Origin of the sequence: Streptomyces sp. NBC_00873 (assembly GCF_045207415.1) — a bacterium.
Classification (GTDB): Bacteria; Actinomycetota; Actinomycetes; order Streptomycetales; family Streptomycetaceae; genus Streptomyces.
Window position 1 is genome coordinate 4,222,597 of sequence record NZ_CP108803.1, and the last position, 23,480, is coordinate 4,246,076.

Consider the following 23,480-nt stretch of genomic DNA (forward strand, 5'->3'; position numbering starts at 1 on the left):
ACGGATCGAAGGGGTGACCGAGGTGATCCTCACGGTCACGCTGAACACGGCACTCGACCTGACGTACGGCGTATCGGCGCTGGTCCCGCACACCAGCCACCGCGTCGGTGACATATCCGAACGCCCCGGCGGCAAAGGACTCAACGTCGCCCGGGTACTCTCCGCACTCGGCCACGAGACCGTGGTCACCGGCTTCGCCGGAGGCGCCACCGGAGCCGTACTCCGCGAGCTCCTGGCGGACCTCTCGCCGCGCGACGCACTCGTCCCCGTCGCCGGGAACACCCGTCGCACCATCGCGGTCGTCGACGCGTCCACCGGCGACACCACCCAGCTCAACGAACCCGGCCCGCGCGTCAGCGCCGACGAGTGGGCCGCCTTCCTCGTCACGTACGAGAAGCTCCTCGCCGGCGCGGACGCGGTCGCACTCTGCGGCAGCCTGCCGCCCGGCATCCACGTCGGCGCCTACGCCGAACTGGTCCGCATCGCCCGCGCCGCCGAGGTCCCCGTTCTCCTCGACACCAGCGGCGAACCGCTGCGCCGGGGCATAGCCGCCCGCCCCGACCTGATCAAGCCGAACGCCGACGAGCTCGCCCAGCTCACCGGCTCCCGCGACCCGCTGCGCGCCACCCGTGACGCTCGCCGCCGGGGCGCGCACGGCGTGATCGCCTCGCTCGGCGCGGACGGCATGCTCGGCGTCACACCCGAGGGCGCCTGGCGGGCGGCGCCGCCGGACCTGGTCGCGGGCAACCCCACCGGAGCGGGCGACTCCGCGGTGGCCGGACTGCTGTCCGGTCTCGTCGAGGGGCTGAGCTGGCCGGACCGGCTGCGCAGGGCGGTGGCACTGTCGACGGCGACGGTGCTGGCACCGGCGGCCGGGGAGTTCGACCGGGCGGCGTACGAGGAGCTGCTGTCGCGCGTCAGCATCGAGGAACAAGCACCGGCGGTCTGAGCGGCGCGGAACCAGCCCGCATCGCGCGCCCGGCACCGTCCCGGATCATCCCGCACCACACGAAGTCTCAGGGGTCAGCATGCCGCTCGTCAGCACCGGTGAACTCGTCTCGGCCGCCCAGGCCGACGGACGATCGGTCGCCGCCTTCAACGTCATCACACTGGAACACGCGGAGGCCATCGCAGCGGGCGCGGAACGCGCCGGGGCGCCCGCCATCCTGCAGATCTCCGAGAACGCCGTGAAGTTCCACGGCGGTCGGCTCTCCGCCATCGCCGCCGCGGCCGCCGCCGTCGCCCGCGCCTCGCACGCGCCGCTCGCGCTCCACCTCGACCACGTCGAGTCCGTGGAGCTGCTGCACCAGGCGCACGACGAGGGCTTCGGCTCGGTGATGTTCGACGCCTCGAAGCTGACCTACGAGGAGAACGTGCGGGCCACGGCCGACGCGGTCGCGTGGGGCCACGAGCGCGGGATCTGGATCGAGGCAGAGCTCGGCAAGGTCGGCGGCAAGGAGGGCGAGGCCCCGCTCGACGCCCACGCCCCCGGCGTCCGGACCGACCCGGCCGAGGCCGCCGCCTACGTCGCGGCGACCGGCGTCGACGCGCTGGCCGTCGCGGTCGGCTCCTCGCACGCGATGACGGAGCGCACCGCCGCCCTGGACCACGCCCTGATCGGGCGGCTGCGCGACGCGGTCCCGGTCCCGCTGGTGCTGCACGGCTCCAGCGGCGTCCCGGACGAGGAGATCCGCCAGGCGGTCGCCTCCGGCATGCGCAAGATCAACGTGGGTACGGCGCTGAACACGGCGTTCACCGGCGCGGTGCGCGCGTACCTGGCCGAGAACCCGACGGGCGTCGACCCGCGCAAGTACATCGTCCCGGGCCGCGAGGCGATGGCCACGACGGTGGCGGGGTTCCTGAGCCTGATGGGCTGACCCGCCCGGCACATACAGAACCGGCCCCACTGCCCTCGTCGGGTGGTGGGGCCGGACTTCGTTCGGGGTTCAGCGTGTCTGGTGGCCGGCCTTCAGCGACAGCTGGTCCAGGTTGGCGTCGCACTGGTCGCCCTCGTTGCACGAGATCATCAGCGTGTTCGAGCCCTTGTTGAGGTTGACGTAGGCGAAGGTGTGCGTCCAGCCCTTCGACAGGTCGCCCTCCGGGGCATGCGCGAAGTTCTCCATGTTGATGGACCGGGGGCTCTCGGAGTTGACGGTGAGCGAGGTCTTGGCGTCCTTGCCCGGCACGCCGTACGTCACCCACAGCGTGTACTCGCCCGCCGCCGGCACGTCGACCGACCAGGTCGCGGACCTGCCGACCTCGTTCAGATTGATGTACTGGCCGTTCGCGCTCTTCGCGCCCTCGACCGAGTTGTCGAGCGTGGCCGTGCCGCCGAGTTTCAGCGTCGCCGCGTCCTGCTTCGGCAGCTCCGCCGGCGCCTCGGAGGGCGTCTCGGACTGCTTCGGCTTCGGGGACTCCTCGACCTGACCGGCGGGACCGGCCGAGGTGGCAGCCTCGTCCTTCTTGTTGCTGTCCTTGCCGTTGTTCGTGATCATCGCGACGCCGATGCCGACGAGCACGACCGCGACGACCGCGATCGCACCGATCAGCAGGCCCTTGGTGTTCGGGCCGCCGCTGCCGGGACCGCCGCTGCGGCCGCGGCCGCCCTGCACCGGGACGTGCGCGGTGGGACCGCCGCCGGGGTACGTCTCCGGGGCGGCGTACTGGGCGTTCGGACCGCCGTACTGCGCCTGCTGCTGCCCGCCGTACGGCTGCTGCTGCGGCACCTGCTGCCCGTACTGGCGCTCGCCGACCGTCCGCACCTGGTTGTACGAGGTTCTGGGCACGCCGGGCTGCGAGACAGGACCCGGATAGCCGTAGCCGCCCTGCCGTGGCGACTGGGCGCCGGACGCCTGCCCGTCCTCGTACAGGTAGCCGAACGGATCGTCGTCCTCGGGTGTGCTTGCGCCGTTGTTCCCGGCCGTCATCCCTGGGTCACTCCTCACCATGTCGCCAGCCGTCGCCGAATTTCGCCAGCCATCGCCGACCGGCCGAGCCTACCTCGAACGGAGCACACCAAGAATTGCCGTCGGCCTTCGGGGCGCCGTGCCGGAACCGGGGTGTGGTGCGGGAACGGACCTGCCGTGAACGTCAGCCGGCCCTGCGGTGAACCTTCGACCGCGACCGCTTCTCCACATACATCCGCTGGTCGGCGGAGCGCAGCACCTCTTCGGCGGTCATGCCGCAGCCGGCCCAGCCGATCCCGAAACTCGCCCCGACCCGCACCGCACGACCATCCACCCGAATGGGGGGAATGATGGCGTTACGCAACCGTACGGCCAGGTCTGCGGCGTCCGCGGCACCGAGCCCGTCCGCGAGGACGACGAATTCGTCACCCCCGAGCCGGGCGACGGTGTCGCCGTCGCGCACACAGGTGGTGAGCCGCCGGGCGACCTCGATCAGGACGGCATCGCCGGTGTGGTGCCCGAAGCGGTCGTTGATGGACTTGAAGCCGTCGAGGTCGCAGAAGAGGACCGCGAGCCCCTTCGTCCCGTCGTCCTGCTCGCTGTCGGGCGCCACCGCGTGCACATGGTGGTCGTACAGGCCGCCGCCCGCCACCGCGTTCGCCTCGAAGCCGTCGGCCCGGAAGCCGTGCATCCGGGCGTCCGTGTCCTCGACGTCGCCGTACGCCGCGTCCAGCGCCTCCACGGCGGTGGTCGCCGGCGAGTGCGGGCGCTCGCAGAGCCGGGCGCCGAGCCGGGCGCGCAGCTCGGCACTGTTGGGCAGGCCGGTGAGCGCGTCGTGCGAGGCGCGGTGCGCGAGGTGCAGCTCGTGGCGCTTGCGCTCCTCGATGTCCTCCACATGGGTGAGGAGGAAGCGGGGTCCGTCGGTGGTGTCGGCAACGACGGAGTTGCGCAGCGAGACCCAGAGGTAGGTGCCGTCCCGGCGCCCGAGCCGCAGCTCGGCGCGGCCGCCCTCGGCGGACGTACGCAGCAGGGTGCCGACGTCCTCGGGGTGCACGAGGTCGGCGAAGGAGTAGCGGCGCAGGACGGAGGCGGGCCGGCCGAGGAGCCGGCACAGTGCGTCGTTGGTGCGCAGCAGCCGGCCGTGCTGGTCGCCGCCCATCTCGGCGATGGCCATGCCGCTGGGGGCGTACTCGAAGGCCTGGCGGAAGGATTCCTCGCTGGCCCGCAGCGCCTGCTGCTCCCGTTCCAGCCGGACCAGGGCACGCTGCATGTTTGCTCGGAGCCGGGCGTTGCTGATCGCAATGGCCGACTGGGACGCGTACATCTGGAGGGCCTCGCGGCCCCAGGCGCCGGGGCGGCGGCCGTTGCGCGGGCGGTCGACGGATATGACGCCGAGGAGGTCCCGGCCGCCGCCGGACGCGTACATCGGGGCGTAGAGCCGGTCCTGCGGATGCCACTCGTCCTCGAAGCGGGGCTCGGGACCCTCGGTGTGCCACTGCGGTACGTCGTCGTCGAGGAGGACCCAGCCCTCGGTGTGCGGTATGAAACAGAGCTCGTCCCAGCTCTCGCCCATGGAGAGCCTGCGCTCCCAGGCGTCGCGCGAGCCGACGCGGCCGGTGAGCAGGGTTTCGGCGGCGGAGTTGCCCGCGAACGCGGCGACGACGAGGTCGCCGTCGGGGCGGACGAGGTTGACGCAGGCCAGCTCGTACCCGAGACCGGCGACGATTCCGTCGGCCACGGTCTGCAATGTGTCGGCCAGGCTCCGCGCCGTGTTGAGATCGGCGGCGGCCTGATGCAGCTGCCGCATCGTCGCCAGACGAACGTACGGCTCCGACTCGGCCTCCATTGCTCGCACTCCCCGAGACCTCGGCAGCACTCCAGGTTTCATATCGACGTACTGTTCGCAGTGTCACGGATACTGAATCACAGTGAGCTGTGCACCCGGTACACAGGGTCAGCAAATATTGCCCTCTGTGACTCAAGTCACAATCGATGATCAAGGGTGTCGAGCGGCCTTCGGAAGAGGTCCGTCCTTTTCTTGAACGCACATCTGTACGTTGCGCGGCGTCGCGCCTCGTTGCATGGTGCCGTGGCGGTGCGACCTCGTGGGGCCGGAGTCCTAGGACCCGGCTGGTCCCCTGGCCCGAGGCGACCGCGCGCGGGCAACGGTTAGCGTGCCGGTGTGTTGCAGACGAAACCCCCCACCCCACGATCCGAGCCCATCCCCCATGCTGAAGGGGTGAGCAACGAGGAGTTCCGCGGCGCCCTCGCCCGGCTGGCCGCAGGCGTGGTCCTGATCACCGCCCAGGAGCCGCCGCTCGACGAGAACGGGCGCGGCGAGGACGTGGGGATGACGGCAACCGCCTTCATGTCCGTGTCACTGGACCCGCCCCTGGTCCTGGTGAGCCTGCGCAACGGCTCCCGGATGGACGACCTGCTGGACGAGCAGCCGTTGTGGGCGGTCTCCGTGCTCGCGGAGAGCCAGCGGCACATCGCGGGACGGTTCGCGATGAAGGGCCGGATCAGCGATCGGCTGCTGTTCGACGACATCCCCTATGTGCGGGGAGAGGTGTCCGGCGCACCTCTGATCGGCGGCGCCCTCGCCACTCTGGAGTGCCGCACGGAGCAGCGGGTGCTCGCGGGCGACCACACGCTGGTGATCGGGCGGGTGGTGAGCGCGGCGCTGCCGAGCGCGGACGGCGGGCCGCTGACGTACTTCCGGGGGCGCTACCGGCAGCTGAGCTGACCCGGAGTCACCGGCGCCCGCCGGCCGGGGCCGGAACGGATCGCGGGTGCGGCCCGTCCGCAACCCCGGAGCGGCCGCGGGCGCCGCCTACCAGTCGCGGCCGGAGCGGCCGCGCTTCGTGTCGCCGCGCTGCTTCTTCTCGCGCAGCCGCCGTTCGTTGATCCCGCGCGGGATCCTGGTCTTGCGGCGCGGCTTGGGGGGCGGCGCGGTGGCTTCGGCCAGCAGGGCGGCGAGGCGGACGAGTGCGGTCTCGCGGTTGCGCCACTGGGAGCGGTGCTCCGACGCCCGTACGGTGACCACGCCGCCCACCAGTCTGCTCTCCAGCCGCTGGAGCGCCCGCTCCTTCCACACCTCGGGAAGCGACTCGGTCGCCGCGAGGTCGAAGCGCAGCTCCACCTGGGAGTCGCTGGTGTTGACGTGCTGACCGCCGGGCCCGGAGGACCGCGAGAAACGCCACATGAGTTCGGCCTCCGGCAGGGAGACCGAACCGCGGATGACATAGGGCCCGGACATGACACCCATGTTCCCTGGCCGGGGACCCGTTCGTCACCTCCTTTTGCCGCACCCGACCGCCGGCCCGGCTGCGAATTCGGTAAAGAAAGCAAAGAGACCAGGAACCTCTCGGTCCTCCGCCTGCGTTATGACGGGTGACGGTAGCTTCGTGAACGCATGAAGCCCGCACACGACGATGAAAGGGACTTCCCATGGCAGTAAGCCTGTCCAAGGGCGGCAACGTCTCGCTCACCAAGGAGGCCCCGGGCCTGACCGCCGTCACGGTCGGCCTCGGCTGGGACGTCCGTACCACCACCGGCACCGACTTCGACCTCGACGCCTCGGCGATCGCGGTGAATGCGGCGGGGAAGGTCGTCTCCGACGGCCACTTCATCTTCTTCAACAACAAGTCGACGCCGGACCAGACCATCGTCCACACCGGTGACAACGTCACGGGCCAGGGCGAGGGCGACGACGAGCAGATCAACGTCAACCTGGCGGGCCTCACTGCCGACGTCGACAAGATCGTCTTCCCGGTCTCCATCTACGACGCCGAGACGCGCAGCCAGAACTTCGGCCAGGTGCGCAACGCGTTCATCCGCATCCTCAACCAGGCCGGCGGCGCCGAGATCGCCCGCTACGACCTGAGTGAGGACGCCGCCACCGAGACCGCGATGGTCTTCGGCGAGCTGTACCGCAACGGCGCGGAGTGGAAGTTCCGCGCGGTGGGCCAGGGATACGCCTCGGGTCTGCGCGGCATCGCGCAGGACTTCGGCGTCAACCTCTGACGCAGAGCCCAGGGGCCTGAAGGCCCGAACAGCGGGAGCCCCCGGCCGATTGTTTTCGGCCAGGGGCTCCCGTTCGCCTGTCCTGCCGTCGGCCACCCGCCAAGGCACCGATGACCGTATGCCGCATATCGGATGACGTTCCCTCACGGTCGGACAAGATCCGGTCAAATCCTTGACGCGCCCCTGCCAATAGGGGCGCGTCGATGTCACTCTCACCGCACCCCTTACGGAGCTCATGGACCGAATGAAGGAGTACGAGTGAGAACCACTCTGCGTGCCGCCGCCCTTGCCGCAACCGCCGCCATGGTCGTCGTCGGCGTACAAGCAGGTCCGGCCGGTGCGGCCCAGGACCGCGAGTCCGGGGCCACCGCCCTGCCGCTCAGCGCCTCCCAGCGGGTCTCGGCCCTCAAGGAAGCCCAGGCCGGAGCCGCCTCGACCGCCGCGAAGATCAAGCTCGGCGGCAAGGAAAAGCTCGTCGTCCGCGATGTGATCAAGGACGCCGACGGCACGGTTCACACCCGATACGAGCGCACCTACGACGGACTGCCCGTCCTCGGCGGCGACCTCGTCACCCACACCCGTAAGGACGGTTCGCTCAAGGGGGTCTCCAAGGCCACCGGCGCCGCCATCGCCGTCCCGTCGACGACCGCCCCACTCGCCGCCAAGGCCGGTGCGCGGAAGGTGGTCTGGGCCGCCACCGGCAAGCCGACGCTCGCGTACGAGAACGTGGTCAAGGGCGTCCAGGACGACGGGACTCCCAGCGAACGCCACGTCATCACGGACGCCACGAGCGGCAAGGAGCTCTACGCGTACGAGGCCATCGACACCGGGTCCGGCACCAGCCAGTACAGCGGCACGGTGAACCTGGGCACCACGGCCTCCGGGTCCGGCTACAACCTGACCGACGGCGGTCGCGGTGGCCACAACACGTACGACCTGAACGGCGGCACCTCCGGCACCGGGACGCTCTTCACCGACGCCGACGACATCTGGGGCAACGGTCTCGCGACCAACCGTCAGACCGCCGCCGTCGACGCCGCCTACGGCGCCGCCGTGACCTGGGACTTCTACAAGAACGTCCTGGCGCGCAACGGCATCGCGGGCGACGGCAAGGCCGCGTACTCCCGGGTCCACTACGGCAACGCGTACGTCAACGCGTTCTGGTCGGACAGCTGCTTCTGCATGACGTACGGCGACGGCTCGGGCAACCTCAAGCCGCTCACCTCGCTGGACGTCGCCGGACACGAGATGAGCCACGGTCTGACCGCGGCCACCGCGAGGCTCAACTACAGCCGCGAGTCCGGCGGTCTCAACGAGGCGACCAGCGACATATTCGGCACCTCGGTCGAGTTCTACGCGGGCAACAGCAGCGACGTCGGCGACTACCTCATCGGCGAGAAGATCGACATCCGCGGCAACGGCACCCCGCTGCGCTACATGGACAAGCCGAGCAAGGACGGCGCCTCCGCCGACTCCTGGTCGAAGACCCTCGGCCGGCTCGACGTCCACTACTCGTCCGGGCCCGCCAACCACTTCTTCTACCTGCTGTCCGAGGGCAGCGGCGCGAAGACCATCAACGGGGTCTCCTACGACTCGCCGACCTCCAACGGCTCCACGGTCACGGGGATCGGGCGCGACAAGGCCATTCAGATCTGGTACCGGGCCCTCTCCACCTACATGACGTCGACCACCGACTACGCCGGGGCGCGGACCGCGACCCTGAAGGCGGCGACCGATCTGTACGGGGCGGGGGGCACGGAGTACGCGGCCGTCGCCGCCGCCTGGTCCGGAATCAACGTGAAGTAGCCCCTGCCTCTGCGGTTCCGGGAGCCGGTCAGTCCTTCGCGGCGGGCCGGCTCCTGCCGTACAGCCAGGTGTTCCACAGGTCCGTCAGATCCATGCCGGTCGTCTTCTCCACATAGGCGGTGAAGTCGGCCGTCGACGCATTGCCGTGCCGGTGCGCCTTCGTCCAGCCCCTGACGAGGGCGAAGAACCGCTTGTCGTCGCCCACCGCCTGCCGGATTTTGTGGATCACCATCGCCCCGCGCCCGTACACCGGCGGCTGCGAGATGTCCGCGGCCGTCGGCGGATCGGCCGGCGGGAACGCCCAGTTGGCATCGCTCGCGAAGGCGCGGTCGAAGCTGTCCTGGACGGGGACGCCCTCCTTGTCCGCCTGCCACAGCCACTCCGCGTACGTCGCGAAGCCCTCGTTGAGCCACATATCCCGCCAGCTCTCGGGCGTGACGGAGTCCCCGAACCACTGGTGGGACATCTCGTGGACCAGAAGCCCGACGTCCGGCGGGCCGGAAAAGAACGGACGGTTCTGGGTCTCCAGCGCATACCCGGCGTCGTTCGGGCGGTCGACGATCGCGCCGGTCGAGGAGAACGGATACGGGCCGAAGCGCTCGGCCTCCCACCGCACGACCTCGGGGATCCGGGCCAGGGTCCGGGCACTCGCCGCCGCCGACTTCGGGTCCACGGCCGTGAACACCTTGATGCCGTCGGGGGTCGTCGACGCCTTCGTGTCGAAGTGCCCGATGGCGAGCGTCGCAAGATAGGTCGCCATGGGCGCGGCGGTGTGCCAGTGGAACGTGGTGGTGTCGCCGGAGGTCCTACGGGACGTCAGCTCGCCGTTGGACACCGCGGTCAGTCCCTTGGGAACGGTGACCGTGACGTCGTAGGACGCCTTGTCGCTCGGGTGGTTGTTGCCGGGGAACCAGGCCATCGCCCCGACCGGCTCACCGAGAGCCACCGATCCGTCCGCCGTCCTCAGCCAGCCCTCCTTCGACTTGTCCGGGTCGGTGAGGGTCAGCGGCGAACCGGAGTAGCGGACGACCGTACGGAACGTCCTGCCCTTGTGGAGGTGGCTCTCCACCTCGGCATCGGGGCGCAGCGTCAGTTCGCGGGCCGCCCGGTTGACGGCGGCCGGGCGGCCCTCGACCTGCGCGGACTCGACGGTCAGCCCGGCCAGGTCGAGATTGAAGGCGCTGAGGTCCTGGGTGGCGCGCGCGGTGATCACGGCAGTGCCGCGCAGGTGCTGGGCAGCCGGGTCGACGTCGAAAATGAGGTCGTAATGGGTGACGTCGTACCCGCCGTTGCCGACCTTCGGGAAGTACGGGTCACGCAGACCGGCGGCGCCGGGGGTGCCCTCCACACCGCCGATCCCGGCGGAGCAGGCGGTGCCGAGGGAGACGACGGTGGTCGTGACGAGGGCCAGGATCAGAGCGGTGGGGCGCACACCGATGATCCTATGTGCGGAATGTCGGTTTGGCGGATCGGCGGATGCTCACCTCGGGTCCCGGTTCCGCAGCAGCGCCGCGATCTCCGCGAACCCGCGCCGCTCAACGTGTTCCAGCGCCGTCACCCCGTCGCCGTCCGGCAGACCGGGGGTCGCGCCCGCCGCCAGCAGCAGTTCGACGATCTCCTGGTGCGCCCGGCCGCCGTCGCCCAGGATCACGGCCTCCAGCAGGGCGGTCCAGCCGAGCCGGTTGACGTGGTCGACGTCGATGTCGCCAGCCGTGTCATGGCCCGCATGCGCAGCCCCCGCCGACGCTCACCGACCGCGAACGCGACATCCTGGGCCAGCTGTCCCAGTGCCTGGGCAACCGGGACATCGCCCGGGCCCTGTTCATCAGCGAGGCCACGGTCAAGACACACCTGGGCCGCATCTACGACAAACTCGGCGTCGACACCCGCGCGGGCGCCGTGGCCGTGGCGAAGGAGCAGCGGCTGCTGCCGTGAGCCGGGCCGCCTGCGGCGAGGACCGCCACAGCGCCACGCGCCCGCGGACCCGGGGGCCGTGGGGCAACCCGCCGCTCCGGCGTCGACACACCCCCGGGCATGACACCATCGAACTGTGCTCGACATCGGCTACTCCCTCTCCCGGCGCTTCCCCGATCCCCCGCAGACCGACTACCGCCGCGCGGACGTCCACGCCCTGCGGCACGACCTGTTCTCCGGGGACGTCTACCTCGCGGACACCAAGGCGGACCGCGAAGTATCCACAGCCTGGGGATGGGTGCCCGTGCTCGACTTCGCCTGGGCGCTCTGCGACATCGTCGAGCAGATCGACCAGGACCCCCGCGGCAGCCGCTCGCACCGGCGGCAGTTCGCCGAGCTGGACTTCACCGAGTCGTCCGACCGGATGCTCTTCGAGCGCCGCTTCGGCTGGGTCGATGTCGAAGCCGACTGGATGCCCGGCGACGAGCCCCCGCTCACCTTCAGCCACTCCCTGCTGCGCCGCGAGGCCCGCGACTTCCTGCACGACCTGATCGCGGACCTCGCCGACATGCACGAGGGGCTCGCCGAAAACCCCGTGATCTGGGACCTCCAGGCCCGCTTCCCCCGGGTCTGACGAGCGGATCCGAACACCCCCTACGCCTCCACCCGCACCCCGATCTGCGCCGCGAACGCCGGGGCCAGTTCCATCAGCTGCACCGGGCTGATCACCGCCCCCGCCAGCCGCTCCACCCCACGGGCGATGTCCAGCTCGGCGGCCGTCCGCAGGTCAACCGACTCCATCCTTACGGAACTGAAGTCGGCCCGCTTCAGCACACAGTCCCGGAACTCCACCCGCACCAGCTGCGCCTCCCCGAAGTCCGGCTCGGACAGCACGCAGCCCTCGAAGACCACGTCCTTCAGCCGTGCCTTGCGCAGGTTCAGATAGTCGATCTTCCCGCCGCGCACATGGACCCGCTCCAGCACCGCGCCGTGCAGCTGCACCCCGCCCAGCCGCGCGTCCACCACCTCCACATCGCGCAGCGACGCCCCCGCGAGATCGGTGCCCACCCCCCGCACCCCCGTCAGGACCGAGTCGATGAAGCGGGCCCTGATCAGCTCCGCACGGTCGAGCGCGCATCCCTCCAGCGCGCAGTCCATGAACCGGGCGCCCGGACCCGACTCGTCCGCGAGGTCCGTCCCCTCGAACCGCACACCGTCGTAGTCCCCGTCCGGCTCCAGCCCCACCCCTTCGTACGGAACGAGCGGCGGCAACCGCACCTCCGGCCGTCGCGCCGCCGCCACGGCGTCCTTCCCGCCACCACTCCTGCTGTTACGTGCCATGGCCCCATCGTGACCCACGCCACTGACAACGCCCCCGCGGGGCGTCCGCATACTGGATGTATTCGGACGCTCCGACAACGCGGCGAGGTGCCGTAGCTGTCGTCGTGCGCCCGTCAGGGATCACGGGACAGCCCTTAGGGCCTCGGTCAGCCGCCGAGCTTCGCCAGCGCCCCGTCCGTCAGCCGGTACACCGTCCACTCGTCCTGCGGCCGCGCGCCCAGCGACTCGTAGAACGCGATGGACGGGGCGTTCCAGTTCAGCACCGACCACTCCAGACGCTCGTACCCCCGCTCCACACAGATCCGCGCCAGCTCCGTCAGCAGCGCCTTGCCGTGCCCGCCGCCGCGCCGGTCGGGGCGTACGTACAGGTCCTCCAGGTAGATGCCGTGCACCCCGCGCCACGTCGAGAAATTCAGGAACCAGAGCGCGAAGCCCACGATCTCCCCGTCCTCATCCGACTCGGCGATGTGCGCATACGCGGCGGGCCGCTCGCCGAACAACGCCTCGCGCAGCTGCTCCTCGGTGGCGTTCACCTCGTGGAGCGCCTTCTCGTACTCGGCGAGTTCGCGGACCATGGAATGGATGACAGGGACATCGGCAGCAGTAGCGGTACGAATCATGGGGGCAGCGTAAGCAGCCGCCGCCCACCGGCTTCCCCCTACCCCCGGTCCAGCAGCTGCCGGGCGATCTCCGCCTGCTCGGCGCCCGCCTCGCCCCACGCACGCAGAGCGACCGGCTCCCCCGCCGTCTCCTCGTCCGCTGCCTGGAGCTTCAGCGCCGCCCGCCGGCCGTCCGACGCGCGGACCACCGGCAGCACCAGCGCGCACATCCCGTGCATCGCGGCCCCGTCCGGCCGCAGCCCCCACTCGCCCAGGAACCGGTCCGCGAGCCCCGGGAGCGCGGCCAGGAACGCCCGCCCGGTCTCGCCGTTGTACTTGGACCGGGTGGCGATCAGCGCGTCCGGAATGTCAATCACGCACCCGATCGTAGGCCCGTGCGTCAATCGGTTATGCCCCGCAGCAGCCCGGCCCCGCCCACGAACCCGCTCCCCCTCCCGACGCGCACCCTGCGCGCCGTCCGCTTCTGGATCCGGAGCGCGCCCGGCACGTACATCTGGCTGACGGCCCTCTACGTCACCACGGTCGTGGTGCATCAGATGTCCCCCGACTTCGAGGAGGACTTCCTGCGTCAGCACTCGACCAACATCCACGAGCTCGTCCGCGACCCGGTACGTGTCCTCATCTCCAGCGCCTTCTGGATCGACAGCGGCAAGTGGCTCCCGTACGCCTTCCTCTTCACGGTCTTCCACGCCCCCGCCGAACGCTGGCTCGGCACGCTGCGCTGGCTCGCGGTTGCCGCGCTCGCGCACATCCTGGCCACCCTCGTCAGCGAGGGCGTCCTCGCCTGGGCCGTCCGCCACGGACAGGCACCCGCGTCCGCGGTCAACACCTTGGACGTCGGGGTCAGTTACGCACTCGCGGGCGTCGTCGCCGTCCTCACGTACCACGTCCCCCGGCCTTGGCGGTACGTGTACCTCTTCGCCGTCCTCGTCGTCTACGGCGTCCCCCTCGTCACCGGCCGCACCTTCACCGACCTCGGCCACATCACCGCCGTCCTCATCGGTCTCGCCTGCTATCCGCTCATCCGGGGGAGGACGAAACCGCCCCCGCGCAGTAACGTCCCGTCGCACAAGAACTCGGCTTCACACGGACAAGCAGGGGCAACATGAGCACCGTCAGCACGGTCAACGGCGGAATATCGTTCTGGTACGCGGACCAAGGCACGCCCGTCCCGCGCGAGCCCCTGCCCGGCGACACCACCACGGACGTCTGCATCGTCGGCGGCGGATACACCGGACTCTGGACGGCGTACTACCTCAAGAAGGCCGTCCCCTTCCTGAACATCACCGTCCTCGAGGCGAAGTTCTGCGGTTATGGCGCCTCCGGCCGCAACGGCGGCTGGCTCTACAACGGCATCGCAGGCCGCGACCGCTACGCGAAACTCCACGGCCACGACGCAGCCGTCCGCCTCCAGAAGGCGATGAACGACACCGTCGACGAGGTCGTACGCGTCGCCGCCGAAGAGAACATCGACGCCGACATCCACCAGGGCGGCGTCCTCGAAGTGGCCTACACGCCGGCCCAGCTGGCCCGCCTCAAGGACTTCCACTCCGTCGAGATCGCCTTCGGTGAGACCGGCCGGGTCCTGCGCGGCGCCCGCGAGACCGCCGAACGCATCCGCGTCACCGGAGCCGTCGGCTCCTCCTGGACGCCGCACGGCGCCCGCCTGCACCCGGTCAAACTCGTCAAGGGGCTCGCCGACGCCGTCGAGGCGCTCGGCGTCACCATTCACGAGTCGACCCCCGTCACCGAGATCAAGCCCAAGCACGCCCACACCCCGTACGGCACCGTCCGCGCCCCGTACATCCTGCGCTGCACCGAGGGCTTCACGGCCAACCTCAAGGGCCAGAAGCGCACCTGGCTCCCGATGAACTCCTCGATGATCGCTACCGAACCGCTCCCGAAGTCGGTCTGGGACACCATCGGCTGGGACGGCCGCGAAACGCTCGGCGACATGGCCCACGCCTACATGTACGCCCAGCGCACCGCCGACGACCGCATCGCACTCGGCGGCCGGGGCGTCCCGTACCGCTTCGGCTCCGGGACCGACAATGACGGGCGCACCCAGCCCGCCACCATCGAGGCCCTCCGCGAGATCCTGGTCCGCTTCTTCCCCACCACCGCTGGCGCCCGCATCGACCACGCCTGGTCCGGCGTCCTCGGCGTCCCCCGCGACTGGTGCGCCACGGTCACCCTCGACCGCTCCACCGGACTCGGCTGGGCCGGCGGCTACGTCGGCTCCGGCGTCGCCACCACCAACCTCGCCGCCCGCACCCTGCGCGACCTGATCCAGCAGGACTCCGGCCAGTCGGGCCCCACCGACCTGACCACCCTCCCCTGGGTCAACCACAAGGTCCGCCGCTGGGAACCGGAACCCTTCCGCTGGATCGGCGTCCACGGCATGTACGCGGCCTACCGCACCGCGGACCGCCGCGAACTCACCTCGGCCGAAGCCACCACCGACAAGATCGCCAAGACGGCGGACCGGCTGGCTGGACGGCACTGAGAACACTCGTTCGCCGATGTCCCTGTTCGGGCGCATTGGATCCCCGCAGATCTGTCATGTGTTGGTCGCAGCGGGGCCCCTCGGTTGCACCGCCGGGCCGGGATTCGCAAGGACGGCGCCCATGGGATCAGTTGGTGTGGCAGTGCGATGCCGTGGGTCGCGGTGGGTATCGCCGTGGTGGCGGCGGCCACCCTGGAGCTCGTGTGGAGGTGGGTCGACCGCCGCTTTCCCGCGTAAATCCGGTAAACCGTTACGGGCCCCGCGTCTACGGGGCTATGGGCTACTTCACGCCGGCTTACCTCACGCCGACTTACTTCACGCCGACTTACTTCACGCCGACTTACTTCACGTCGACGTAGTCACCCGCGGCGCTGACCGCCGCGGTGGACGCGATACCCGCGTAGGTGAAGCGGTAATAGCCGTCGGTGGACGCCGTGACCGTGGTCTTCAGCGCGCCGCCCGTGGTCGACTTGATGCCCTTGACGTTGGTGTAGTTGGTGGTGCCCGCCTTGCGGAACTGCAGCACCACCGACTGGCCGCTGAGGCCCACGTACTTGTTCGACTCCCAGTCGGCACGGGTCAGCGCGCCGGTGACCGTGATGGTCTTGCCCTTCACCACCGGCTCCGGGGACGCGTTGACCGTCAGCTTCGACATGCGCTGCAGGCTGAAGCCCTTGGCGTTGTCCTTCTGGACGTAGTCAGCGTCCGTGCCCTGAGCGATCGCCCAGACCTTCCAGCCGCCGGCCAGCTTGTTCAGCAGGTCGTAGTTGGCGTCGACAGTGAAGGTGTGCTTGCAGGTGGAGGTCGTGTCGTTGACCTTGGTGCAGACGGCCTCGTCCTCGTTGGGCACCACGCCGCCGTCGACGTTGTCGAAGGTCGAACCGTGCCACAGCACCGCGGTCGCCCACTCGATGCCCGAGTCGTCCGTGGCGGTGAAGCTGACCGTGAAGGTCTTCTTCGTGGTCGCACCCATGACGACGGCCTTGCCGCCGTTTACGACCACGTTCGAGATCGTGGTGTCTCCGCTGACGTCGTCGGCCGGGTTGACCGCCGCGTCGGTCTCGACGCTCTGCGTGAACGAGGAGACGGTGTTGCTGTCATCCGCCTGCGCCGCCGGGACGGCGAGGGCGGAGAGGGCCAGGGCGCCTGTCACTGCGGCGACAGAGGCACGAATGCGCATGTGTTTCCCCACGTCTGAAAAAGGGGCGCACGGGACAGCTCTGTTGCATGCTTCCGCGGCGCCCGATCCAGTCAGTCTCTGGAGTCTGCTGACTCCACTGATCAGACATGGGGCACCGGTGAATGGTTGTGCGACTCCGTGAAATTTTTTCGAGTACGCGTTTATGCGGGTTATTACGGAGTCCGTTACCCATAGCCATTAACCGACTATGGGTAACGAATAGGGAATTACAGATTATGGGTTACGGAATACTGCACGTCGACTTGATGAACGAGGACGTGGCGATCGTCGAAGAGGCCCAGAACCGGCTGGTGTTTCACTGAACCGACTGTCGTTATGTCTCCCGTGTTGACCGCTCTTCACCGCCCCTACTGGCACGTTGTGGCACGGCCGCAGCCGGTGCAGCCGCGTTACCCAGCCGTCTGACACTCGTGTCGGATACCCGGTGAGTGTCCGTACGGAACCTAACCGCAGTGATGGCGGACAGAACGGAGACCTTGCCCCCAAGCGACTGGGCTGTCACTACTGCGGTGACCGGCTGAGGCTCGTACAACCAATCGACGCTCTTGCCGGTCCTGTTCAGCGACGTCTGATCGACATCTGTCGCCGAACAGGACTGAAGGACTTGATGAAACCAGCCAGACGCACCACCGCCACCGCCTTGGTTCTGGCCACGGCAGGCGGAGTGCTCTACGCCACCGCCGTACCCGCCTCCGCGGTGGTGAGCTGCACCTCCCCCGTCTTCAAACGGCAGTTCTTCGCGAACACGACGTTCTCGGGCACGCCGAAGAAGACGGACTGCGACTCCGCGATCGACCAGAACTGGGGCACGGGCGCACCCGTCTCCGGCGTACCGTCTAACAACTTCGGCGTGCGCTGGTCGGTGACGCGCGACTTCGGCTCCGGCGGCCCCTTCACGTTCACGGTGTCCGCCCAGGACGGCATACGGGTCTACCTCGATGGTGTCCGCAAGATCGACCTGTGGAAGAACGTCTCCACCACCGTCAAGAAGACGGTCAACGTGACGATCCCCAGCGGCAAGCACACGCTCCGCGTCGACTTCGTCAACTGGACGGGCACCGCGAACGTCAAGTACGCCTATACGCCGCGCACCTCCGTCGACGTTGACAAGGTCAAGCCGCTCACCCCGACGGGCGCGGTCGTCTCCTACGACACCGCCACCGGCGCGGCCAAGCTCACCTGGTCAAGGAACAGGGAGATGGACCTCGCGAACTACCGGGTTTACCGGCGGCTGAAGGGCTCGTCGTATGGCAGCAAGCCGCTCGCGACGACCACCGCCACGTCGTACACCGACAGCACCCTGCCGAAGACCGGCGCGGCCTACTACTACGAGGTGCGGGCCGTCGACAAGGCGGGCAACGTCTCCGGCGGCAGCGCCGACCAACTCGTCGCCACCGTCGACAAGACGCCGCCCGCCGCGCCGTTCGTCGAGTGGGACGCGTGCCCGCCCGACCAGCCCTACGCGGCCCCGCAGCTGGTCACCACCGCGGAGAACGCCGCCGACATCGCCTGGTACGAGATGCAGCGGCTCGACGCCGCCACGAACCGTTGGAGCACCGTCCACTCCGGCGCCAAGGGCGCGATCTGCGACACCGGCTATCCGGCCGACGGCAGCAAGGTCACTTACCGGGGCCGGGCCCGGGACGCCGCCGGGAACTGGTCGGCGTACTCGGCCGCCACGACGTTCACCACCCCCGACCTGACCCCGCCGGCCGCCGTCGCGCAGCTCCGCGCCGAGTATCGGTCGGGCGTTCCGCATCTGGTGTGGTCGCCCGTCACCGGGGCCGCCTCGTACCAGGTCCTCCAGTACGACCCGGCGACCGGCAGCTATGGCAACGCCCTGCCCGAGAAAAGCACCACCACGCAGACCGACGTGGTGCCGCGCCAGCTGGCCGCCGTCGCCGACAGCTACCGGTACGCGGTGCGCTCGGTGGACGCCAAGGGCAACGCCGCCGCGCCGGTGGAAATCACGCTGAAGATGGCCGACCGGCCGGAAGCGATTCCCGCGTTCAAGACCACCGCCCACAGGTTCGATGAGGGCGTGATGGTCGAATGGAGCAGCGTCGACCCGTGGACCGTCGACGAAAGGCCCCTTCCCACGTACAAGATCGCCCGCACCGACACCGTGACGGGCGAGACCAGCATCGTGGACAAGTGCAAGCCGTTCACCCCGTGGGACGAGCCGCTGGATGACCCGGACACGTACTGGACCTGGGCGGACGACAACGCTCCCTTGTCCGCCCGCAAGCAGGTCAACGGCACCTGCTGGGACGTCCAGGGCAAGTCAGAGACGACGTACGAGTACCGAGTCGTGACGACCGACCGGTACGGGCATGTCTCGCAGCCCGGCCCGGCCGCCAAGGAGACCACCCCGGACACCGAGCGGCCCGCCCCGGTGCAGAACCTGACCGCGGAACGCGTCCCGCTCGGCGTCCGGCTGACCTGGACGCCGCCCGCCGATGCCGACGTCACCGGCTACCACGTGTGGCAGGGCATCACCGACCCGGACAGCGGCGAGACGGTCTGGAAGGAGAACTGCTGGACCAGCAGCTCCCTGGCCAGGACCGAGATGCTCTGCCCGACAGTCCCCGACGGCGCCACCCACGTCTACAAGGTGGCTGCCACGGACGGCCGGCTTCTGCACGACGACGAGCCACTCGACGTCCTCCACCCCGCCGAGGTCTCGGTCACCCTGCCCGACACCCGGCCGCCGGGCTGGACGGAGACCGAGGTCCGTCAGGACCAGTACCCGGAGCTGTACGTCGGCTGCTCCGAGAGCTCCGGCCTCGGGGACTGTTCCCGGTTCGCGAGCTACCGCGTGGAGCGCTGGGACCCCGCCACGGCCGCCTACGTCACCCTGGCCGAGGGCACGACGGGCGACACCGCGTTCTACATGGACACCACGGTGCACGAGGACCGGCTCGGCCTGTACTACTACCGCGTCGTACGGCTGGACGCCTCGGGCGCCGAGGCCGTGACCCGATCGACGGCGTACGGCATCTGGGACTCCTGGCTCTGACCGGACGTGAGACATGAGGAGGGGACCGGAGGATTCTTCGGGCCCCTCTCACACACCCGTGAGCGTCAGTCCGACTGCTGCTTCCGCTTGGGCGGCCGCCACTCCACCAGCGAGCTGGTCTGCTGCACCTCCTGGTACGGCACCAGATCGCGCTGGTAGAACCCCGTCCCGATACCGCCCCCCTTCCTCCCCCTCCTGCACGACCTACGAGAGCGGCAGAGGGCGGCACTGACTACCAGAACTCGGACGGTGAGGGGCAGCGGGAGGTTGCGGAGGGCATCGACGGGCGAGTGCGCGAGCAGCGACATCAAGCTGAGCAGAAGTCGATCGTTTGCGAGGCGTGACCACGGGGGAGGGCGGGCTGCCGCTCGCCCCGACGCGCCACCAAAACGCTGTCGGCGCCGGCCAATAGGAAGGTTCCGTGATGCCGGAGGAAGGTCCTGCTCCAGGCTCAACAGCCTTTGTCGAAGGTGGCGGCGCATAGAGGCGATGCAGGCGGCTTTCGCGGCGTTGGATCTGTCGCGAGAGTACGCCGTGCCGAGGTTCATGCCACTGTCGGAAGTGATCGGCGCTTGAAGCCATGCCACGCTCACTCCTCGTGCTCCCCGCGCCCGCGGCCCGGATTCCGCATCACGCCGTGGCGCGAACTCGCCGTAGAAACAGGCCGATTGAATGTTTGGCGGCGGAAGTTTGATCGTGTGACGAGTCCTTGACAGCAGACGTTGCGCCATTTGAGGATCAGTGTGCCTTCGCTGACCGGTGGGGGCTCAGTTTTGAGCGATACAAGGGGGTTTTCGTATGTCCGCGATCGTTTCCACGCTCAAGCACACGAAGTACGTCATGGGTTCCCTGGCTGCGGTGCTGTTCACGAACTGCCCCAGCTGACGCGGGAACGGGGTGGGCGGCCATGGCCGCCCACCCCGGCATGGTAAGGGGCCGGGACGGGCGGGGGAGGACCATGTTCGACGCGGGGATACGGCAGTTCCGGATGGCGCTGGCCATGGTGCTCGGCCGTCCGATCAATGTCCGCTCCGCCGAAAGGCTCGTCGATGACGCGCTGGCGACACTTGCCGAGTTCGGCTCCCCCGGTGAGGACGTCGAACAGTTGCTGCGCGGCGCCGCCGCAGACCCGCAGATGCGTACCGACCTCACGAACAAGGCCCTGTGCCGTACCGCGAAACGCCTCGCGGCCAAGTCGCCCTTCTACGCCGACCACTTCGCGGCAGCAAGAGTCGACCCGGCCGCACTGACCGTCGAGAACATCACCGCCGTGCCCGTCACCACCAAGGCCGACCTGGTCGAGCGGGCCCGCGACTTCCTGTGCAGCGAGCCCTTCCTCGCTTCCCGGACCACCGGGACGACAGGCCGGCCCACCGAGGTCTGGTACTCCCGCTACGAGGAACGCCTGTGGCCCGCGCTCGTCGCCCTCTCCCAGGTGCTGCGCGGCACCGTCCGTACCACCGACCTGGTCCAGTTCAACATCAGCTCCCGGGCGACCGGCACGGCGTACGCGGAGATGCAGGTCGCCCGCCTGGCAGGGGCGGCGATCCGCATGGTGGGCCTGGTCCCACCGGCCGAGACGCTGGACCTCATGGCGGGAACCGGCCCATCGGCGCCGACCCTGATGGTCACCTACCCGAGCTATCTGGGACAGCTGACCCGCCTGGCCCGCGAACGGGGGCTCGGCCCCGCGGACTTCCGGCTGCGCCGCATCAACGTCGGCAGCGAAGTACTCTCGCCCACCCTTGCGGAGGCCGCCGAAAAGACCTTCGGCGCCCCCGTCCACGACGGCTACGGCATGACCGAGGTGACACCGGTGGCCGGCGCGATCTGCCGACAGCGGCACCTTCACATCGACGCCGGCATCGGCCTCGTGGAGGTGTGCGACCTCGACACCGGGGCACCGGCCGCACCCGGAGCGCTCGGCACGATCGTCGCCACTCCCTTCTTCCCGTACCGGGAGTGCATGCCGCTCTTCCGCTACGACACCCGCGACCTGGTGCGGCAGTTGCCCGACGCGCCGCTCACCTGCGAGATGGCGAACGTGCCGGCGACCTCGCACATCCTCGGAAAGGCGGACCATGTGCTGCGCACCCAGGACGGCCCGGTGACCCCGCGTGAGGTCATCGAAGTCCTCGACGCGCTGCCCGGCGCGTGCTGGCCCATGCGCCACCGCGCCGACGTGGTGGACGGGCGGCTGCATGTGGAGGTGGCCGCCTCATCCGTGCCGGAGGCGAGCGACATCGCGCGTCACTTCGCCGAGGCCGGCCTCGACGCCACCGTCGACGTCGTACCGGGAGAAGGACGTGAGCTGCGGCGCTACCGCTGCGATCTGGTCGAGAACAGCTTCGCCTCCGCCGGGCGGGCCGCATGACCGCCGCACAGAGCGCGTTCTTCGTCCTCGTGACCCTCGCCGTCGCCCTGGGCGTCTCGCTCGCCTCGGTCGCCTACTTCCGGCGGGTCACCGTGCCCCGGCCGGCCGTCGGCGTGTTCAACGGCAACGACATTGTCATCATGATGGGCTTCGTCGTCGCACTGCCCTTCCTGTATCTCTCCCTTCCGGGCTGGCTGCTGCCGCCCGTGCTGGGGCTGACCCTGGCCGGTGGTCTCGCGGTCGGCTACGGGCCGGTCGTCCGCCGGGGACCGGTGCGCTGGTCGCTCATCGCCGGTCTGCTGATCGCCGACTGGCTCACCGCGCGCAGCGCCGAGAACGATCCCACCCATGCCACGCCATACTGGCTGGTCAACAGCCTGGTCATCATGCTGATGGCGGTCGGCGCCGCCAACCTCAACGCGCAGGGCGGCCTGAAACTGCGGCACGTCTCCCGGTTCGCGCTGGCGCTCGCCGTGTACGACCTGTTCTTCGCCACCGTCGTCCCCCTCACCCAGAAGCTGTTCGACGCGGTGCAGGGCTACGCCTTCGCACCGTCGGCCGGGCTGCGCGTCGGCGAGTTCGGCGCCGTCGTGGGCATGGGCGACCTCCTGGTGTACGCCCTCTTCACCACCGTGGCCTACAAGGCGTACGGACGAGCGGGGCTGGCCTGGGCCCTTGGGCTGGTCGCCGTGTTCGGCGCGCTCGTCCCGACGCTGACACCCGTCACGGTCGAGGCGCTCACCGGACACCTTCCGCAGATCGTGCCCGCGCAGATCTTCTTCGGCCCGGCCGCGTTCTGCGGGTACCTCGTGCTGCGGCGGCGCGGCCCGGAGCGGCGCATGGCCGACGTCCGGCCGCCCGCGCGGTTCGTGACAGCCCACGGACAGCAGGAGCCCGCGAGCCCGGCCACCGCCGACGAGCCCTGGGAGCGTTCCCCAAGAGAACGCTCCCAGGTCGGTAGCTGACCAGACCAGGTGGGCCTGCGGTGTCGGCACGGGAGGGGGGCGAGTCGAACGACGCCCTCGACGGCGGCGCGTGGCTTCGCCTGCGGGACGAGGGCATCCGCTCGCCTTCGGCGCCGCGGCGAGGCGTGCGGGCAGCCCTGGTCGGAGACCAACCTCGACCGGCACTCGCTCACCGTCTCGGGACAGCTCGTGCAGGACGGCTGGGAGGTCGAGGAGTCCGAACCGAAGACCGACAGCGGCTTCCGCGTCGTGGCCCCGGATGACGACACCATCGGTGTCCTGGAGCGGCCCGGGAAGTAGGGTCCGGCGGCCCCCCGCTCACGCATCGCTCACGCAGGCCATCCCACGGCAGGCAAGCCATGTGCCCCGCCATGCCCTGAGCAACAGAAAACCCCAGGTCAAAGGCTATCTGACCTGGGGTTTTGAGCCGCCTGTCGGAATCGAACCGACGACCTGGAGCTTACAAGGCAACCGCTCTGCCAACTGAGCTAAGGCGGCAACGCGCACAGCAAAGCCGCGCGCGCAAGCTCCCTCACTCTACACAGCGGCCCGCAGCGGCTGTACGGGCTGGTGGCGTCGGCGCTTCCGCCCGACAGGGTGCCACCGCCGGTGATCAAGGCATCGGAGCTGCCCGAGGTGCTGCTGGCCGCGTGAGCGGGCGCGATATGAGTGTTACGGACCGACGGGCCGTCGGCCGACATGCCTGTGGAGCCCACGTAAGACCAGCCGGGTGTGACCGTCAGGGTTGCGTCGGGTTGGCGGCGGGCGATGAAGCAGGAAGTGCTGCGCATGCAGCAGCGGG

Annotated in this window: 18 protein-coding genes, 1 tRNA gene and 5 pseudogenes; 13 read left to right on the forward strand and 11 right to left on the reverse strand. The window is 69.7% G+C overall.

The genetic code is table 11. The features are described 5' to 3' along the window. The first annotated feature begins 22 nt into the window (after positions 1–22). Together OH809_RS19275 and OH809_RS19280 are read left to right on the forward strand one after the other, a co-directional pair. Complete coding sequence (locus OH809_RS19275; protein ID WP_406516263.1) at positions 23–949, forward strand: 1-phosphofructokinase family hexose kinase; 927 nt, start codon at positions 23–25, stop codon at positions 947–949. Positions 950–1,028: 79 nt separating this feature from the next. Then, positions 1,029–1,877 (forward strand): ketose-bisphosphate aldolase, encoded by an 849-nt coding sequence (locus OH809_RS19280; protein WP_406421240.1) that lies wholly within the window; start codon positions 1,029–1,031, stop codon positions 1,875–1,877. 69 nt (positions 1,878–1,946) lie between these two features. Here OH809_RS19280 and OH809_RS19285 read toward each other — a convergent pair whose 3' ends face one another. Next, the gene (locus OH809_RS19285; RefSeq protein ID WP_406515389.1) at positions 1,947–2,927 is read right to left on the reverse strand and encodes a carbohydrate-binding protein; all 981 of its coding nucleotides are present in this window, start codon (positions 2,925–2,927) and stop codon (positions 1,947–1,949) included. 163 nt (positions 2,928–3,090) lie between these two features. After that, complete coding sequence (cdgB, locus tag OH809_RS19290; protein WP_406421238.1) at positions 3,091–4,752, reverse strand: diguanylate cyclase CdgB; 1,662 nt, start codon at positions 4,750–4,752, stop codon at positions 3,091–3,093. 393 nt (positions 4,753–5,145) lie between these two features. Here cdgB and OH809_RS19295 point away from each other — a divergent pair, with 393 nt between their 5' ends. Continuing rightward, positions 5,146–5,652 carry a flavin reductase family protein gene (locus OH809_RS19295; protein ID WP_393302566.1) on the forward strand — a complete coding sequence of 169 codons (507 nt, stop codon included), beginning with the start codon at positions 5,146–5,148 and terminating at the stop codon, positions 5,650–5,652. Positions 5,653–5,739: 87 nt separating this feature from the next. Here the strand turns inward: OH809_RS19295 and arfB are convergent, their stop codons facing one another. After that, complete coding sequence (gene arfB / locus OH809_RS19300) at positions 5,740–6,165, reverse strand: alternative ribosome rescue aminoacyl-tRNA hydrolase ArfB (RefSeq protein WP_266983071.1); 426 nt, start codon at positions 6,163–6,165, stop codon at positions 5,740–5,742. Between the two features lie 191 nt (positions 6,166–6,356). On the opposite strand from arfB, the gene OH809_RS19305 reads away from it, so the two are divergent. Continuing rightward, on the forward strand, positions 6,357–6,932 hold the full coding sequence (locus tag OH809_RS19305; protein WP_406421237.1) for a TerD family protein: 576 nt from the start codon (positions 6,357–6,359) through the stop codon (positions 6,930–6,932). 303 nt (positions 6,933–7,235) lie between these two features. Beyond that, a complete protein-coding gene (locus tag OH809_RS19310) occupies positions 7,236–8,738 on the forward strand; it encodes a M4 family metallopeptidase (RefSeq protein ID WP_406425101.1) in 1,503 nt (500 codons plus the stop codon). 28 nt (positions 8,739–8,766) lie between these two features. Here OH809_RS19310 and OH809_RS19315 read toward each other — a convergent pair whose 3' ends face one another. Further along, entirely contained in the window at positions 8,767–10,152 is a 1,386-nt protein-coding gene (locus OH809_RS19315) for a M1 family metallopeptidase (protein WP_406516264.1), read from the reverse strand. Positions 10,153–10,218: 66 nt separating this feature from the next. Further along, a pseudogene (locus tag OH809_RS19320) lies at positions 10,219–10,443 on the reverse strand (hypothetical protein); the annotation flags it as partial. Between OH809_RS19320 and OH809_RS19325 the strand changes: the two are divergent. Continuing rightward, positions 10,441–10,673 (forward strand): annotated as a pseudogene (locus tag OH809_RS19325) (response regulator transcription factor); the annotation flags it as partial. The pseudogenes OH809_RS19320 and OH809_RS19325 sit on opposite strands and share 3 nt — an antisense overlap. A 115-nt stretch (positions 10,674–10,788) precedes the next feature. Continuing rightward, entirely contained in the window at positions 10,789–11,286 is a 498-nt protein-coding gene (locus OH809_RS19330; protein WP_406421236.1) for a hypothetical protein, read from the forward strand. A gap of 20 nt (positions 11,287–11,306) precedes the next feature. Here the strand turns inward: OH809_RS19330 and OH809_RS19335 are convergent, their stop codons facing one another. From OH809_RS19335 to OH809_RS19345, 3 genes and pseudogenes are all read right to left on the reverse strand, one after another. Beyond that, on the reverse strand, positions 11,307–11,993 hold the full coding sequence (locus OH809_RS19335; RefSeq protein ID WP_406515390.1) for a pentapeptide repeat-containing protein: 687 nt from the start codon (positions 11,991–11,993) through the stop codon (positions 11,307–11,309). Positions 11,994–12,139: 146 nt separating this feature from the next. Beyond that, complete coding sequence (locus OH809_RS19340; RefSeq protein ID WP_406421234.1) at positions 12,140–12,613, reverse strand: GNAT family N-acetyltransferase; 474 nt, start codon at positions 12,611–12,613, stop codon at positions 12,140–12,142. Positions 12,614–12,693: 80 nt separating this feature from the next. Further along, positions 12,694–12,969, reverse strand: a pseudogene (locus tag OH809_RS19345) (hydroxyurea phosphotransferase); the annotation flags it as partial. Positions 12,970–13,002: 33 nt separating this feature from the next. On the opposite strand from OH809_RS19345, the gene OH809_RS19350 reads away from it, so the two are divergent. Both OH809_RS19350 and OH809_RS19355 read left to right on the forward strand, forming a co-directional pair. Beyond that, a complete protein-coding gene (locus OH809_RS19350) occupies positions 13,003–13,722 on the forward strand; it encodes a rhomboid-like protein (protein ID WP_406425097.1) in 720 nt (239 codons plus the stop codon). Next, entirely contained in the window at positions 13,719–15,119 is a 1,401-nt protein-coding gene (locus OH809_RS19355; RefSeq protein WP_406515391.1) for an NAD(P)/FAD-dependent oxidoreductase, read from the forward strand. The genes OH809_RS19350 and OH809_RS19355 overlap by 4 nt, the downstream gene beginning before the upstream one ends. 340 nt (positions 15,120–15,459) lie before the next feature. Here OH809_RS19355 and OH809_RS19360 read toward each other — a convergent pair whose 3' ends face one another. Continuing rightward, positions 15,460–16,299 carry a DUF5707 domain-containing protein gene (locus tag OH809_RS19360; protein WP_406421232.1) on the reverse strand — a complete coding sequence of 280 codons (840 nt, stop codon included), beginning with the start codon at positions 16,297–16,299 and terminating at the stop codon, positions 15,460–15,462. Between the two features lie 628 nt (positions 16,300–16,927). Here OH809_RS19360 and OH809_RS19365 point away from each other — a divergent pair. Further along, positions 16,928–19,339 (forward strand): PA14 domain-containing protein, encoded by a 2,412-nt coding sequence (locus OH809_RS19365; protein ID WP_406515392.1) that lies wholly within the window; start codon positions 16,928–16,930, stop codon positions 19,337–19,339. Positions 19,340–19,404: 65 nt separating this feature from the next. Here OH809_RS19365 and OH809_RS19370 read toward each other — a convergent pair. Further along, positions 19,405–19,497: pseudogene (locus OH809_RS19370) on the reverse strand (heat-shock protein HspR); the annotation flags it as partial. 800 nt (positions 19,498–20,297) lie between these two features. Here OH809_RS19370 and OH809_RS19375 point away from each other — a divergent pair. The 3 genes and pseudogenes from OH809_RS19375 to OH809_RS19385 all read left to right on the forward strand — a co-directional run. Beyond that, positions 20,298–21,713, forward strand: coding sequence for a phenylacetate--CoA ligase family protein (locus tag OH809_RS19375; RefSeq protein WP_406515393.1), 1,416 nt, complete (start codon positions 20,298–20,300; stop codon positions 21,711–21,713). Beyond that, entirely contained in the window at positions 21,710–22,678 is a 969-nt protein-coding gene (locus OH809_RS19380; RefSeq protein WP_406421229.1) for a hypothetical protein, read from the forward strand. The genes OH809_RS19375 and OH809_RS19380 overlap by 4 nt, the downstream gene beginning before the upstream one ends. 111 nt (positions 22,679–22,789) lie before the next feature. Further along, a pseudogene (locus OH809_RS19385) lies at positions 22,790–22,975 on the forward strand (site-specific integrase); the annotation flags it as partial. 128 nt (positions 22,976–23,103) lie between these two features. On the opposite strand, the gene OH809_RS19390 reads toward OH809_RS19385, so the two are convergent. Then, positions 23,104–23,176, reverse strand: a tRNA-Thr gene (locus OH809_RS19390). Positions 23,177–23,480: the final 304 nt, after the last annotated feature.